Genomic DNA, 14,530 nt, shown 5'->3' with positions numbered 1-14,530 from the left:
TATTTCGTAAATTAGCCGTTCTTAGGAATGGCTAATTTATCTGTAATAACTCCGATAGAATACCTAAAAGGTGTTGGTCCGCAGAAGGCGGATGTGCTCAAAAAAGAGCTACAGATTTTTACTATTGGCAATTTACTATCCTATTATCCTTTCCGATACATAGACCGCACGCAGTTTTACAAAATCAGTCAATTGCACCCCGACATGATTGGTGCACAGGTTTTGGGACGTCTTATTTCTATGCAGGAAATTGGAGAAAAAAGAGCACGACGGCTGGTTGCACAGTTCAGAGACGATACCGGAAGCATCGAACTCGTGTGGTTTCAAAGCATCACTTGGCTTAAAAAAAGCCTGAAAGTGGGATCTGCCTACATCATTTATGGCAAACCCTCCGAATTTAACGGTCAGATTTCCATCACGCACCCCGAGATGGAATTATTCAATGCGCAAGAAAAGAAAGTCGGCAACCTCACTATGCAGCCGGTATATTCGTCTACCGAAAAACTCAAAAAATTTAATCTCGATACCCGTGGCATACAGCGATTGCAACAGGTAGCTTTAGAAACGGTTTTCGGTACTTTGCAAGAACCGCTTCCTCCTTATTTATTGGAAAAGCATCAATTGATGGATTATGCCCGGGCGATGCTTGCTATCCATTTCCCCCAAAATACCCAAGATTTAAATGCCGCCGTTCGGCGGTTGAAATTCGAAGAATTGTTTTTTATTCAGCTTCGGTTATTACGTAACAAACAACTCAATACACAAAAATATAAGGGACATCGGTTTGACAAAGTAGGTGATAAATTCAACATTTTTTTTAATGAGCGGCTTCCTTTTCCGTTAACTAATGCCCAAAAGCGCGTCATTAAGGAAATTCGACTAGATACGAATACGGGAGCGCAAATGAACCGGCTCGTACAGGGCGACGTGGGATCCGGCAAAACGGTTGTGGCATTGATGTCTATGCTCATAGCCATCGATAACGGTTACCAGGCTTGTATGATGGCACCTACGGAAATACTGGCACAACAGCATTTTGCTGGAATCGGCGCGCTACTTGGCGATGAACTCTGTACGGTTAAGTTGTTAACGGGGTCAACCCCCCTTAGAGAAAGGCGACTGATACATCAACAATTGGAAGATGGCTCGTTGGACATCCTCATTGGGACACATGCGCTCATTGAGGACAAAGTAAAGTTTAAAAATATCGGTTTTGTAGTCATTGATGAACAACACCGCTTTGGCGTAGAGCAACGGGCAAAACTATGGCGTAAGAACGTTGTCCCGCCGCACATGCTCGTGATGACCGCAACACCTATCCCCCGAACGTTGGCCATGACCATGTATGGCGATCTTGACATTTCGGTCATCGACGAACTTCCCGCTGGACGTAAGCCCATAAAAACCGTACATTTTTACGAGAACCAACGCCTGCGAGTATTTGGCTTTATGCGAGACGAAATTGCAAAAGGGAGACAGATTTATGTCGTATACCCGCTAATTAAGGAAAGCGAAAAGATGGATTTACTATATCTCGAGGCTGGTTTGGAAAACCTGCAACGGGAATTTCCACTACCGCAGTACAAAATCAGCATTGTGCACGGCAAGATGCCTGTTAAGGATAAGGATTTTGAGATGCAACGCTTCGTAAAAGGTGAAACACAAATCATGGTCGCTACGACTGTTATTGAAGTAGGGGTCAATGTGCCAAACGCCTCCGTAATGATCATCGAAAATGCAGAGCGTTTTGGGTTGTCGCAACTTCATCAGCTCCGCGGGCGCGTAGGCCGGGGGGCGGAGCAATCTTTCTGCATTTTACTGACAACACACAAGCTAAGCAAAGAAGGCAGTACGCGATTGGAGACCATGGTGCGCACGTCTGATGGCTTCGAGATTGCGGAAGTCGATTTGCAGCTTCGCGGTCCGGGCGATATTTCCGGCACTCAGCAGTCCGGCGTGCTTGAAATGAAAATTGCAAATCTGGCATCCGATCAAGCTATTCTTATGGAAGCGCGTCATCGTGTTATAGAAATATTCAAGGAAGACCCTTCACTTTCCTCAGAGAAAAACATACTGTTGGCACATTATCTTAATCAGCGGTCGCCCGGTATTTCGTGGGATAAGATTTCTTGATGTAGCAGTCTATAGGACGTCGTTCTGGCTGTGTAATTCTACATAAAACGGCACATCTAAAACAAGTTTCCCTTCTTTCTGAATGTTGTATAATGCATAAATCAATTCAACAATATACACGTAGTACACGACAGCATTCTCTCCGGGTTCGTATTCGTATCCCGTCCAACAAGCGAAAGCCTTATGTGTCATCCAATCAATTTCATTTTGCCATTGTTTGAGCGACTGGAATTTAAAAAATAGGTAAAGTATCTCCTCTGGCGTGTACATTCGTTCTTTCTGATGATGTTTTCCCCTATCTTGATTGCTTCTAAGAGCCGTAAAATCATGAAGTACCTCCTTTATTCTAGCCTGTCGATAAATGACATAGGCAATTTCGATATGCTTAATCAGTTCTTGTCCAATAGAAACGTATGGGTACCCTGTCATCGTTAACCTTTTATCTAGACTACTCTGCAGGAACGCCTTCACATCTCCTGACCAATACTTGATATTCGTTACATCACCAAAATAATTCTTTAGATAAGATAGCGGATCTTTTATCTCCTTTTTATCGAGATAGCGAAAATTCTTTTTAGAAAGGGTTTTAGTAATTGTTTTCATTTATTTATTTTTATGGCTGATTTTGTACGTAGTTAAAACCGTTTCTCATCATTTCTCCACTTCTTCTAGAACCTCTTCACTTCCATTTTTTGATGTCGCATCAGCCGGCCTGTCCCCTTCCTTTTCGAAATACACGTCCACATGCTTTTTGATTACTGCATTAAAAGCACCAACCCTGTCGGATAACGTTTGCAGATGTTGTCCTTCTGTACGATAGTTTACATTATGTCGAAATTGATGTTGTGCTTCCACTAATAGTTTGAAAATTGGGCTTTCTATTGGACTGTCCAGTAGAAACACCGAAGTTGCTTCGGGACAAATCAATTCACAGAGTTGCATAAGGTGATTTAGCCCAGTAGACTGCGGCTGAAACTGCCAGAAAACGCGCAGCAACCCTAAACAACTCTGCTCGAGCGATAACGCCAAACCGTGGCAAACAACCTCTTCCGAGCCTAAATACATGTTATCAGTATGGACATCATAGAGATGCTCTGCTCTTTGTTGCCCTTTCAACCACTGAACTTTCTGATCGACTAGCGTGATCTCCGGCTCTGTCTCATCCTTAACTGTCTTTATAAGCTTTTCTTTATTCTCATACCAGACTTCACTTTGTTGCATCAATGCCAGATAAAACCCGTCTTGCTTTTCGCATCTCTTCTGGAAGTAATCTTGCTCGAATGGCAGAAGGGTAATATCGACAAAATCGGGCAACGTATTTTTTATGGCACTCTGTAGATGCTGGATTGATATTTTTGCTTCCGAGACGACTAACATCAGGTAATAATGATGTTTTTCTTGATGTAACCGAGTTTCATCAAGAAGATTAACGACACTTGATGAAGTATAGCGATAGGCAAAACAGCGGACATTTGCTGGCACACAATATAATTCTAACGCGTTCAAAATTAAATCCCGATGGTTGGTGTTGATTGGTGTATTCATTGTTGTAGGGTTTAAAGGGTTAATCACTATTTTGTATTTGGGGCCAAGCTTTTCTTGGATTTCCTGAAGGAGAAAAAGACCGTAGCGAGCCAGCCATTTCGAGATATCATCCGCAAGCTTTGCAGCTTCATGAAGTTGTTCTTTTTCGATCTCGTAATCTTGATCATAACGAATCGATGAATAGGCTTCATCCAACTTATCTACAATAATCTCCCTTTCGTTTCTACGAAACAAGTCGTCTAGATCGGGAGCATAGGCTCCCAAATAGTTCTGATGAGTTTTGAGACAGTGTGTCCTTCTCTCATCGCCCACTAACAGATGCTCAGCAGTTCGACAGGATAATTCGATGACTTGATGAAGCATAAACGCCGCATGAGAAAAATCATTTTTATCAAGGTAAAATCGATAACCATCTAAAAATGCCTCTACCTTTCGAATCTCTTTCTGCAAATAATTTTCTGTTTTGTTAGCAATTTTATTAACATCTAAAATGGGAACTTTTACCTTTTCCTTTGCTTTAGGATGCTGATAGATGAGATTGTCAGGTTGGCAAACCAACACTGCTCTTCCTAAACCTTGCTTAACCTTCTTCTGCATCTCATGAGGGTAGCACACTACATAATCAAGTTTATGCTCTCGCTTAATGACAGTACGCATATAAATATGAGCATCCGTAAACGTTTGTCCGCTCCCTTTGCGGATCAATATCTGCAACATATGTCGGGATTCATTTTCCCAATAAAATGTCCAGAGGAAAACTTCGTCAATAATAAAGATCTCCGTAAGCGTAGAAAGGATACCTTTCAGTTGGGGCTGGTCTAACTTTTCCATGATCTAATCGGCTATCTTCCTTTGAATCCGCTCTCCACCCCTTATCTCATCTATCCCCCCTGCATAAGTTTCCAAACAAAATTGTAAACCTCCCCTATCGTATATTTCCCTTAAAACCTTTGGGAGTTTGACCAGGAATTCGCGGACGGCGATATATTCGGAATCGAGTTGAATGCCGTCCATATCAGACGCCCCACAGACCCGATACTGCAAAAGATCATCCAAAACCATCCACCATTGTTTGAGATTCTTAAATCCAAAGAATGTCCGCAGCGCTTTCTCCGGAAAAATTCTACCGCCTTCAATTTCGGCATCGAACATCTCTTGACAACTGTAATGGAATAGACGATCACTTTGGATAGGTCTTAGCTCGCATTTTTTAAAAATCACATACGCCACTTCAAGCATCTGTGCGAGATGATTATATACAAATCCATATTCAAAAGCTAAATCCGTACGCATAGGCGGATAAATAGAACTATTAATAAGGTAGTTGAAATTGTTCGACCAATCTAGTCCCCATTGATGTACGACCTCTTTGAGAAAGCGATCGGGGTCTTTAACATATTCCCTGCTTAAGTAGCGAAAATGTTTTGCTTTTAACTTCTTTTGTGTATTTTTCATCATAAATCAGTTTACAAAAGGTGTTTTAGATATTTTTATATACTTAACAAGTCAAATATAAGGCAATAAAATATCTTTTTAAAATTTTTAGATAAAAAAATGTCTAACATTAAGGGGAGAGTATTGCAAATAGCGGAAAGTAAAAAGATCCGCAAGACAGATTTTTTCAAGGAGTTAGGGTTATCCTATGCCAATTTCAAGGGTATGCAAAAGAATACGGGGCTAAACTCCGATGCCGTGGTTACTATTTTATCTAAACATACAGATATCAATCCGACGTGGCTAATTATCGGAGAGGGTAGAATGTATCGTCATGATGAGACGATCGCTCGCGATGATGGGGAATTCTACAATGAGCCGATAGTCGTAAATGAAATCGAACATACATTAATCGATGCCCTTAAGTTGGTTATATCATCACAGGAAAAAACTATATTTTCGTTGGAAAAACAAGTTATTATCTTGGAGCAGGAAGTACAGCATCTTAAGAAAAAGTAATCGTCAACCAACCTATCAAGAAATGTTTTTTCAATAGAGGTGAACCATACTGCTATCTTGCCGAGCATCACCGTTACGTTAGGACAAAAACCATTATCTTTGTAGGCTTGTTCTATTTACAACAAGCTATTGAATACGTAATAATACATGGGAAAAACAAAAATATACGATACAGCGCATAAATCCGAAACAGCCTTACTTGTTTCCGTAATCACTCCTGATATTTCAGAACAAACGGCAAAAGATTACCTACAGGAGCTGGAGTTCCTCGTGCAGACAGCCGGGGGTGAGGTCAAAGGTGTTTTCACACAGAAATTGGCCAAACCGGAACATGCCACCTTTGTCGGATCGGGTAAGCTGGAAGAAATCCGGCAGTATGCGGATGCCGAGGAGATTGACATGATTGTGTTTGACGATGAACTATCGCCTTCACAGCTCCGCAACGTAGAGCGCGAACTCAAACGTAAGATTTTGGATCGCTCTAACCTCATTCTGGATATTTTCGCCAAGCATGCGCAAACCGCACAGGCCAAGACACAAGTAGAATTGGCACAGCTGCAATACCTGTTACCGCGGCTAACCCGCATGTGGACGCACTTGGAGCGCCAGCGTGGGGGTATCGGTATGCGCGGTCCGGGAGAGTCCCAGATTGAAACGGATAGACGGATTATACTCAACAAGATATCACTGTTGAAAGAACGCTTAAGGATCATCGATAAGCAGAATGAAACCCAGCGTAAAAACCGAGGTGAACTCATACGTGTAGCGCTTGTGGGCTATACCAACGTGGGAAAGTCTACCATATTGAACATGATCTCGAAGTCGGATGTGCTCATGGAGAACAAACTGTTTGCCACGCTCGATACAACCGTACGGAAGGTAGTCATTGACAATCTACCTTTTCTGCTTTCGGATACGGTTGGTTTTATTCGCAAGCTGCCTCACCATCTGGTGGAATCCTTTAAATCCACGTTGGACGAGGTGCGCGAAGCAGATGTACTTATACACGTCGTCGATATATCTCATCCTAATTTTGAAGACCATATTGCTGCAGTAAATGAAACGCTGAAAGATATTGATGCCCTGGACAAACCTGTTATCACGGTATTTAACAAAATAGATGCGTATAAAGCTCCCGTGGAGGTCGATGAGGATGGTGAAGAAATTAAAGTTACGCTTGAAGATTTCAAAAACTCTTGGATGGCAAAAAATGCTGATCCGGCAATTTTCCTATCTGCCACGGAGAAAACCAATGTCGAGGAATTCAAGCAGAAATTATATGAGATTATCTCTCAAATGCATATTGTCCGATATCCTTATAATAATTTATTGTATTAACCATGAACAAACAGGTACAATTTGTAGACTGGGGATTGGTCGATTATCAGGATGCTTGGGATCGCCAAGAAGAGATATTTACGAAAACAGTGGCCGCTAAGAACGATAACCGGACAAATGGCACAGCTCATCCGACCCCCAATCATCTTATCTTCACGGAGCATCCCCATGTATACACACTGGGAAAAAGCGGGCATGAAGAATATTTGTTATTAGATGAAGCAGGATTGAAGGAAAAAAATGCCACTTTTTATAAAATTAACCGCGGTGGGGATATCACCTACCACGGTCCCGGACAACTTGTGGGTTACCCCATCTTGGATTTGGATAATTTCTTCACCGACATACATTTGTATTTACGCACACTAGAAGAAGCCATTATCCGAACCTGTAGCGACTACGGGATACCCACAGGACGATACGACGGGTATACAGGTGTCTGGCTGGACGCGGATAATGACAAAGCACGCAAAATATGCGCTTTGGGTGTAAGAGCCTCGCGATGGGTGACCATGCACGGGTTTGCTTTCAATGTCAATGCAGATCTTAGTTATTTCGGAAATATCGTTCCCTGTGGCATAGAAGACAAAGATGTGACTTCGTTGGAGCGCGAACTGGGACGCAAACTGGATATGGAGGAGGTAAAAAGTAAACTCAAAGGTCATATTGCAGCATTATTTCAAATGGAGTTGGTATAGTGATGCGTGAAGGTTAGATAACTATATAGTTACTGATCACTGATTAGATGAATTGAAAACCGAGCGAAGCGAGTTCAACGAAGTTAATTAAAAAACATATGATTCTTGCAGAAAGATACCATGATATATCCTGTGGACACCGCGTGGTGGGACATGAGGGTAAATGTCGGTTTTTACACGGACACAATTACCGTATACACTTTACGGTAGCAGCTGATCAACTGGACGAAATAGGTCGGGTGGTTGATTTCTCTGTTATTAAAATTACGCTTTGCCAATGGCTAGAAGAACACTTTGATCACAAGTTCTTAATCTGGGCGGATGATGAGTTGCTACTCCCTTTGCAAGAAATAGCTGGCGACAGCCTCGTCATTGTACCTTTTAACCCGACGGCGGAAAACATCGCGCAGTATTTGGTAGAACATATCGGGCCACAACAGTTAAGTGGTTACCCCGTTCGACTGGTGGCCTGTAAGGTGGAAGAAACAGCGAAGTGTTCTGCTACGTATAGCCTATGACTTACAATAGCCCTCTCGCTTTAATTTCTAAATATTTGTTAATGGCGTTAATGGTCAGGTTTTCCGGCGACGTGTAAATGGTCTGGATTCCCTGTCTATGTAATTCTTGGATAACCAGATGCTTTTCGTATACAAATTTCTGCGCAATGATTTGGTTATACACGTCAATGGTTTTCTTACCTTCTTCTTTCGCCATATCGATCAACTCCGTATTCTTGAATACAACCACGACTACAATGTGCGTCTTGGCGAGCATACGCAAATAAGCCATTTGCCGTGACAAAGCATCTATCGTTTCGAAATTCGTATACAACATCAATAAGGAACGCTTGTTGATATGTTTATTACAGAAAGCGTACAGATTTCCAAACTCCGACTCTTCGAAAGCAGTTGTTATACTGTAAAGTTTTTCGGAAATGAGTTGCATTTGGTTATTACGCTTCTCCGCCATTATATGGTTGGAAACCGTTTTGGAGAACGTCAGCATACCTGCTCGGTCTTGCTTCAGGATAGCGGCGTTTGCCAAAACCAACGTTGAATTAATCGCGTAATCTAGTAATGTCAAACCGTTGAAAGGCATGCGCATCGCCCGACCTGCATCGATAAGCGCATAGATAGGTTGTGATTTTTCTTCTTGGTATTGATTAACCAACAGTTTCTTATGTTTAGCTGTTGCTTTCCAGTTAAGATTGCGATATTCATCTCCTCGTACATATTCCCGAATATGATCGAACTCTAGCGTTGCACCAATTTTTCGAATACGTTTAATCCCCAATTCCACCAGTCTATCTGTAGTCGCCAACAGCTGATATTTACGCATCTGAACAAAAGAAGCATAACAAGCTAGTTCAAGGGATTCATTCAATGTAAACTTTCTTGCAAATAAACCAAGTCGTTGTACTAACGCATGGCATCTGCCAAAAGCATACACTCCTCGAGAGGTTGGACGGATCTGGTAGCCGATCGCTTTGGTTTGTCTTGAGGATATCGTGGATTCCAACTCTACGTTCCGAAGCTGCAGCTGTTCAGGGAACTCTTCCAACAAACGGATATACACTTTCGCAGGATAACTACTGGTCAATTGAATCTCCATGTCATTCTCATCGCCATTAGATAGCTTTTCCGGGTAGTTTCGCTGTACAATTATTTTACTTTTCCGGTAGTATAGAAACAGTATATCCCATACTGATGCTGCCACAAACAACCAAAGAAGAACGATCACAAAGGAGAATAACGCTTTGATAAAAAAGGACAGTACAAAACATATCGCTAATAGGAGTAGCGCGTAAAAGAATCTATTGGTTACATACAGACTACGGATAAAACGCATTATCTCGGAATTTCGATACTGTCTACAATCTGTTTGATGATATAATCACTCGTAAATCCTTCCATCTCCTTTTCTGGAGTCAATAGCACGCGGTGACCCAATATAGCCGGAGCGACATACTTCACATCATCCGGTGTAATAAAGTCCCTTCCTTGAAGTGCTGCACTTGCTTTTGAAGCTTCCAGCAGGGCAATCGAAGCACGGGGCGAAGCGCCCAACGTCAAATTTGGATTGGAACGGGTGTGATAAACCACTTGTGCAATATAGGTCAACACATCCTCGTGTACATAAATCGACTTGATCAACTGCTGAAAGCGGATTAATTCATCGATATGCAATACAGGCTGCACCAGGTCTTCTTTATTGTTTGCTTTTTGGGCATGATGCTCGCGCAATATATCCAATTCCTGCTCTATCGCCGGATAGTCAATGTTAATTTTGAACAGGAAGCGGTCTAACTGCGCTTCAGGCAAACGATAGGTTCCTTCATGCTCAATAGGGTTCTGTGTAGCAAATACCACAAACGGTGTTGGCACAGGGTACGTAATACCATCTACCGTAACTTGTCTTTCGGACATACACTCGAACAAAGATGATTGTGTTTTTGCTGGCGCACGATTTATTTCGTCAATTAAGACGATATGACCGAAAATAGGGCCTTTCTTAAATTCAAATTCGTTGGTCTTTAAGTCAAACACAGAAGATCCTGTTACATCTGAAGGCATCAAGTCGGGCGTAAACTGTATGCGTTTAAACTCGCCCTTAACCGCCTTTGCAATCAGTTTTGCCGTTAGTGTTTTTGCAACACCCGGCATACCCTCTATCAGTGAATGACCTGTTGCCAGAATAGCTATCAACAGCTTATGAACAACTTCATCTTGACCAATAATGACCTTTTTAACTTCTCGCTTTACCGCTCCCATCTTCTCTTTTAGCTCGGTCAGATCTATCCTATTTTCAAAACTAGGTTCGTATTTATTTTCTAATTCACTCATAGCATGTTCGCTTTATGTTTAAAATCCTCTATTCTTTTATTGAGCGCGATCAATTCGGCATCTGTAGACGTGCGCACTTTTCTATAGCTAAGAAGTACCCTTATCAAGTCTTCGCATTCTTCTAGCGAAACTCCCGTTTTTTGCGATAATTGCTTGGCGAAAACGTCGTCTTCCAGTTGCAAAATATCGAGTTGGAAATGCGTTCTTATATCATACAGAAAATATTCTATTTTCTTTTGAATGAGATTACCGGAGTTTCCACTTTCATAATATAAACTAGCGATCGTACGTGCAAACTCCTTGGATAAATTTGGTTCCGGTTCTATTACCGAGATTGCCCGCTGTTCTCGCTTACTTTTAAACAATAAAAACAGGATAAGACAAAAAAGTAGAATATACCAAGCCTGACGCAGACCATCATTTTGAAGGAGAACCCGTAGGGGCGTCTTTGCTTCCGCCGTTTCCTTAAAGGTACTATCAAACCAATAGATCTCCTTGTTGGAAAGCAATTTCAACGCAGCTGCTCCGTATATAAAATTCTCCTCTTTTAACATGTAGTAATTGGTAAACATCAGCGGCTCCAAATGCAAAAGAAAACGGCCTTGCCCCCTTTTCACCTCAATGAAATTGGGTATTTCCTTATCTTCCACGTCATAGTAGCCAATTATACGTGTGTTAGTCGTATCCAAATTACAGAACAGGCCCGGATAGTCCAAATCCTTATAATAAGCGGTTTTACCATCCTCCAAGGAAAACGGGCGATCTTCCACATGGATGACCTCATTAAAGTTATTGGGATAGTGAAATTGTTGCCTTATTCCCAAGGTGTCCATGAGGTAAGTGGGAAAGTTATTGGTAGAAATAAATACTTCTCCTCCCCTTTCAACAAAATTCATTAATTCCCTCGTAACCTCTTTACCTTCATAAAATCCATTGACGATGTAAATCAAACTACTGTGCTCTTTCCCAGTTAAAAATGTTTTTAGAAAATCATAATTGGTGGAGGTGAAGTCTTCGAGCTGTATCGGTCTCTCCATGATCTCAGGCAGCTCTTCGCGAGTTACATACAAACCATAAGGAATTTTATCCCGCTGATCATACGTTTTTGACCAATCGATCTGCTTATCGCTTGCTAGGTCAATAAAAGCAATGATCAGGACGGTGATACCGAGCAGTATGAGGCCAAATCTCGCAGAATTTCTCATCGCCATTTGGATTGAAAGGTTAAGAAATAAGAGGCATATTCCTCATATTTAGCTTTATCTACAGGCAAGTTCCCGTACCACACCCGGTTATATATATTTACATTTCGACCAAAATCTTTCTTCAACTCCTCGCTTTCTATTTCTTCAATAAGCTCCACATGGGTTTTCGTGTGTTTCCAATGAATTAACTCGCGCTTTGCTAATAGTTGTATATTCATCAGATTGAGATAGCGTATGGCTAACGCAAAATCACCTTCTTTTTGCGCTTTATCAATAAAACTAGCTAGATCAATATCCAACAGGTTTTTCTCGACAAACTTTATTTCGGCGGAAACATCTTCATCGTCTTTATCTTTAGTCAACAACCGTTTACCTGAAAATAACACACGATAAATAATCCAGAGAAAAATAACCAATGCCACCACGGCCAGCACTTTATACACCAGATCGGCAAATTGAAAATACTCGCTCGCAGGAAATAGATTGTCCAACATTCGCCCTAGCCTGTTCAATATTTTTTTGAATAAACCAATACGATTGGGACTATTTTTGTCGTAGTCAAACTCCTCGCCTTGATAGCGTCCAATTAATTTGGTATACGTTGCTGTATCTACCTGCGGAATCTGGCTCATACGGGGGATGGTGTCGTAATAGCCATCTTGCATATAATCTATCCAATCCGGCGGCGCATATTCCGGAGCTTTCATGGAGATACTATCTTCTGGTAAAGGAGGGGATAGGGTCTCCATCGTATCCGTTTCCTGTCCGTGGGAAATAGATATAAAGCTCATGACAAACATGACAAAAAATAGTCTACTGCCCATCTTCCTCCTTTCCAAGATTTTGTATCTTTTCATAGACGTCTTCGCCGTATGTCACTTCTTTCGCTGTCTCATAAATAATTCCCGACACCAAAACCGTAAACATATAATATACGATATAAAGTAAAACCAACACCGTAGCACCAATAGAAGTAAACATGCGTCCAACTAGGCTATCGAAAAATGTCGTTTCAAACCCAATCGTGTTGTAAGCGATAATCCCAATAATAAGAGAAGGTATTAGGGTAAGCATCACTAGAAGTGTCTGGAAAACCAAACTGACCACATAAGACGACACGCTATAATCGATTATTTTCTTCTTTAAGACGAAAAAGCTTTGTTGTATGGCATTGCTGGCGGGCATATATCCCTCCCGATAGAACAGGAATGCGCAGAAAAACCAAACGCCTAAGAAAGATGCTAAAATTCCGGCCGCAAAACTTCCTACAAGTGGAATAAACATCAGGATAATCATGGCGAACATCATGGGAATAAACAGAATAAGAGAGGCTAGAATACCAACAAGCAAAAATTTAAAATATTTACTTAGGTTCGCGACAAATGCCTGCCACACATCATTAGAATCAAAGTCAGTTCCCCGCTTATTCTTTAGCAAAAGAAAATATTCAATGGCCAACCCAAAGAATACCATACTCACCACCAGCAGAGCAAATAGCGCAGCAATCGCAATAAATACGAGATCCAATGATTCTGTCCAGCTTTGCGTTGTTGTTAAATTAATCTTGGTCGTTCCATAATAGATAAGAATCACCATGAGACATAATGGAACAACAGCAAGTTTCAAGATAGTTTGAAAGAAATGTCGTAACACCAGCCGCAAGAGGTTGATGAAATCTTGAACAATTTCACTTAGTTTCCGTTCTTTCCGAAATTCGAAGTCTATTTCCATCCGTTAATTCTTGCCAGTTGATAAGGTCTGATGATATAGAAATAGATAATAGCCATAAACGAGGCTACAATAACACTGATACACAGCCAAATGGAGATCTGATAATGTCTTGTTACAAAGCCCTCTAAAAAGCCCGCTACGATAAAGAACGGAACAGTGCTTATTAAGACCTTGGAAGCGGTTTTCATCGCTCTTTTGAACGATTCAAGCCTTGTATAGGATTTCGGAAACAATATACTGTTTCCGATGGCAAGACCGCAGCCCCCAGCAATGACAATGACCGACAGTTCAATAGCCCCGTGAATCCAAATAGCCGACATGGCTTCCTGCATGACGCCATATTGAAAAAATAAATGATGAAAAGCGCCGACCATGATGCCGTTACTGAATAAGATATAACCTGTACCTATACTGTAAAATACTCCTAGTACAAAAGCCAAGAAAGCGACTCGAACATTATTAATCGTAATCGCCAAAGCGGAGCCTACCTCACTCCCTCCTTGATAAACGCCGGCAGGGTTTCCGTCCTCAATGTTGGCTATGCTCATGTCTACGTAATAATCGCCTAAGATTAACCGTACAAAATCCAAGTCGTATTGAGCTGAAATAAATCCGATAGCAATAGCTAGGCAGAAAATCAGTAAAGAATAGAGCAGCGGACGGCGCAACTGCCATATTGCTTCTGGAATCTCCTGTTTTACAAAACGCTTGAACTGGTTCTCCGATGATTTTTGATCGCGATACAATTGTTGATGGGCCAATATCGCCAGCTCATTCAGATAATCTTTCGTCTTTGATCGGGGATAAAAGGTTTGTGCATACGCTAGATCATTCGTTAATTCGATATAATCGGAAGCTAGAACATCGGGATCTACATTGATCTTATTTCTCAAATTATTTTCAATTAAGATCCATTTTTCTTTATTTCGTTCAATAAAGGATGCTTCTCTCATTATTTCTTTCTAATTTTCTATTTTTAACAAATTAAGGAGAAGAAACTAGAAAAGTAGCGCCTACTCGAAGCTAATATAGGAAATATTAACGTTTCAAAAAATAGCGATATATAGGGATTTTATATTTCATT

The 14,530-nt window shown here is 41.2% G+C and carries 14 protein-coding genes; 5 read left to right on the top strand and 9 right to left on the bottom strand.

Annotated elements, in window-relative coordinates; genetic code table 11:
* The first annotated feature begins 27 nt into the window (after positions 1-27).
* A complete protein-coding gene (gene recG, locus H8B17_RS17760; protein ID WP_190310580.1) occupies positions 28-2,133 on the top strand; it encodes an ATP-dependent DNA helicase RecG in 2,106 nt (701 codons plus the stop codon).
* Positions 2,134-2,142: 9 nt separating this feature from the next.
* On the opposite strand, the gene H8B17_RS17755 is transcribed toward recG, so the two are convergent.
* Genes H8B17_RS17755 through H8B17_RS17745 form a run of 3 tightly spaced genes read right to left on the bottom strand, consistent with a single transcriptional unit; the run spans position 2,143 to position 5,136 of the window.
* Entirely contained in the window at positions 2,143-2,736 is a 594-nt protein-coding gene (locus H8B17_RS17755) for a hypothetical protein (RefSeq protein WP_190310579.1), read from the bottom strand.
* Between the two features lie 48 nt (positions 2,737-2,784).
* Positions 2,785-4,509, bottom strand: coding sequence for a HEPN domain-containing protein (locus H8B17_RS17750; RefSeq protein WP_190310578.1), 1,725 nt, complete (start codon positions 4,507-4,509; stop codon positions 2,785-2,787).
* A gap of 3 nt (positions 4,510-4,512) precedes the next feature.
* The gene (locus tag H8B17_RS17745; RefSeq protein ID WP_190310577.1) at positions 4,513-5,136 is read right to left on the bottom strand and encodes a hypothetical protein; all 624 of its coding nucleotides are present in this window, start codon (positions 5,134-5,136) and stop codon (positions 4,513-4,515) included.
* A 96-nt stretch (positions 5,137-5,232) separates the two neighbouring features.
* Between H8B17_RS17745 and H8B17_RS17740 the strand changes: the two genes are divergently transcribed.
* The 4 genes from H8B17_RS17740 (at position 5,233) to H8B17_RS17725 (ending at position 8,185) form a co-directional block, all read left to right on the top strand.
* Positions 5,233-5,631 carry a hypothetical protein gene (locus H8B17_RS17740; protein ID WP_190310576.1) on the top strand — a complete coding sequence of 133 codons (399 nt, stop codon included), beginning with the start codon at positions 5,233-5,235 and terminating at the stop codon, positions 5,629-5,631.
* Between the two features lie 147 nt (positions 5,632-5,778).
* Complete coding sequence (gene hflX / locus H8B17_RS17735; RefSeq protein ID WP_190310575.1) at positions 5,779-6,969, top strand: GTPase HflX; 1,191 nt, start codon at positions 5,779-5,781, stop codon at positions 6,967-6,969.
* A gap of 2 nt (positions 6,970-6,971) precedes the next feature.
* Entirely contained in the window at positions 6,972-7,667 is a 696-nt protein-coding gene (lipB, locus tag H8B17_RS17730; RefSeq protein WP_190310574.1) for a lipoyl(octanoyl) transferase LipB, read from the top strand.
* Between the two features lie 98 nt (positions 7,668-7,765).
* Positions 7,766-8,185 (top strand): 6-pyruvoyl trahydropterin synthase family protein, encoded by a 420-nt coding sequence (locus H8B17_RS17725; RefSeq protein WP_190310573.1) that lies wholly within the window; start codon positions 7,766-7,768, stop codon positions 8,183-8,185.
* Position 8,186: 1 nt separating this feature from the next.
* Here H8B17_RS17725 and H8B17_RS17720 read toward each other — a convergent pair whose 3' ends face one another.
* The 6 genes from H8B17_RS17720 to H8B17_RS17695 are packed head-to-tail and all read right to left on the bottom strand — an operon-like array spanning position 8,187 to position 14,399.
* Positions 8,187-9,515, bottom strand: a complete 1,329-nt coding sequence (locus H8B17_RS17720) for a DUF58 domain-containing protein (RefSeq protein WP_190310572.1) — start codon at positions 9,513-9,515, stop codon at positions 8,187-8,189.
* Positions 9,515-10,510 (bottom strand): AAA family ATPase, encoded by a 996-nt coding sequence (locus H8B17_RS17715; RefSeq protein WP_190310571.1) that lies wholly within the window; start codon positions 10,508-10,510, stop codon positions 9,515-9,517. Before H8B17_RS17715 ends, H8B17_RS17720 begins: the two co-directional genes overlap by 1 nt.
* Positions 10,507-11,715, bottom strand: coding sequence for a DUF4350 domain-containing protein (locus H8B17_RS17710; protein ID WP_190310570.1), 1,209 nt, complete (start codon positions 11,713-11,715; stop codon positions 10,507-10,509). Before H8B17_RS17710 ends, H8B17_RS17715 begins: the two co-directional genes overlap by 4 nt.
* A complete protein-coding gene (locus tag H8B17_RS17705; protein ID WP_190310569.1) occupies positions 11,712-12,572 on the bottom strand; it encodes a DUF4129 domain-containing protein in 861 nt (286 codons plus the stop codon). Before H8B17_RS17705 ends, H8B17_RS17710 begins: the two co-directional genes overlap by 4 nt.
* Entirely contained in the window at positions 12,529-13,446 is a 918-nt protein-coding gene (locus tag H8B17_RS17700) for an ABC transporter permease (protein ID WP_190310568.1), read from the bottom strand. The genes H8B17_RS17705 and H8B17_RS17700 overlap by 44 nt, the downstream gene beginning before the upstream one ends.
* Positions 13,437-14,399 carry a stage II sporulation protein M gene (locus H8B17_RS17695; RefSeq protein ID WP_190310567.1) on the bottom strand — a complete coding sequence of 321 codons (963 nt, stop codon included), beginning with the start codon at positions 14,397-14,399 and terminating at the stop codon, positions 13,437-13,439. The genes H8B17_RS17700 and H8B17_RS17695 overlap by 10 nt, the downstream gene beginning before the upstream one ends.
* Between the last annotated feature and the right edge of the window lie 131 nt (positions 14,400-14,530).

The organism is Sphingobacterium arenae (assembly GCF_014692505.1).
GTDB classification, from domain to species: Bacteria; Bacteroidota; Bacteroidia; order Sphingobacteriales; family Sphingobacteriaceae; genus Sphingobacterium; species Sphingobacterium arenae.
The sequence above is the reverse complement of the archived record's forward strand: the minus strand, read 5'-3'. Positions and strand labels throughout refer to the sequence as shown.

Excerpts from the sequence above, each read along its gene's own strand:
- hflX (WP_190310575.1), top strand. The coding sequence starts at position 5,779 with ATGGGAAAAACAAAAATATACGATACAGCGCATAAATCCGAAACAGCC.
- H8B17_RS17705 (WP_190310569.1), bottom strand. The coding sequence starts at position 12,572 with ATGAAAAGATACAAAATCTTGGAAAGGAGGAAGATGGGCAGTAGACTA.
- H8B17_RS17740 (WP_190310576.1), top strand. The coding sequence starts at position 5,233 with ATGTCTAACATTAAGGGGAGAGTATTGCAAATAGCGGAAAGTAAAAAG.
- H8B17_RS17700 (WP_190310568.1), bottom strand. The coding sequence starts at position 13,446 with ATGGAAATAGACTTCGAATTTCGGAAAGAACGGAAACTAAGTGAAATT.
- H8B17_RS17720 (WP_190310572.1), bottom strand. The coding sequence starts at position 9,515 with ATGCGTTTTATCCGTAGTCTGTATGTAACCAATAGATTCTTTTACGCG.
- H8B17_RS17725 (WP_190310573.1), top strand. The coding sequence starts at position 7,766 with ATGATTCTTGCAGAAAGATACCATGATATATCCTGTGGACACCGCGTG.
- H8B17_RS17695 (WP_190310567.1), bottom strand. The coding sequence starts at position 14,399 with ATGAGAGAAGCATCCTTTATTGAACGAAATAAAGAAAAATGGATCTTA.
- H8B17_RS17710 (WP_190310570.1), bottom strand. The coding sequence starts at position 11,715 with ATGAGAAATTCTGCGAGATTTGGCCTCATACTGCTCGGTATCACCGTC.
- H8B17_RS17715 (WP_190310571.1), bottom strand. The coding sequence starts at position 10,510 with ATGAGTGAATTAGAAAATAAATACGAACCTAGTTTTGAAAATAGGATA.
- H8B17_RS17750 (WP_190310578.1), bottom strand. The coding sequence starts at position 4,509 with ATGGAAAAGTTAGACCAGCCCCAACTGAAAGGTATCCTTTCTACGCTT.
- H8B17_RS17745 (WP_190310577.1), bottom strand. The coding sequence starts at position 5,136 with ATGATGAAAAATACACAAAAGAAGTTAAAAGCAAAACATTTTCGCTAC.
- recG (WP_190310580.1), top strand. The coding sequence starts at position 28 with ATGGCTAATTTATCTGTAATAACTCCGATAGAATACCTAAAAGGTGTT.
- H8B17_RS17755 (WP_190310579.1), bottom strand. The coding sequence starts at position 2,736 with ATGAAAACAATTACTAAAACCCTTTCTAAAAAGAATTTTCGCTATCTC.
- lipB (WP_190310574.1), top strand. The coding sequence starts at position 6,972 with ATGAACAAACAGGTACAATTTGTAGACTGGGGATTGGTCGATTATCAG.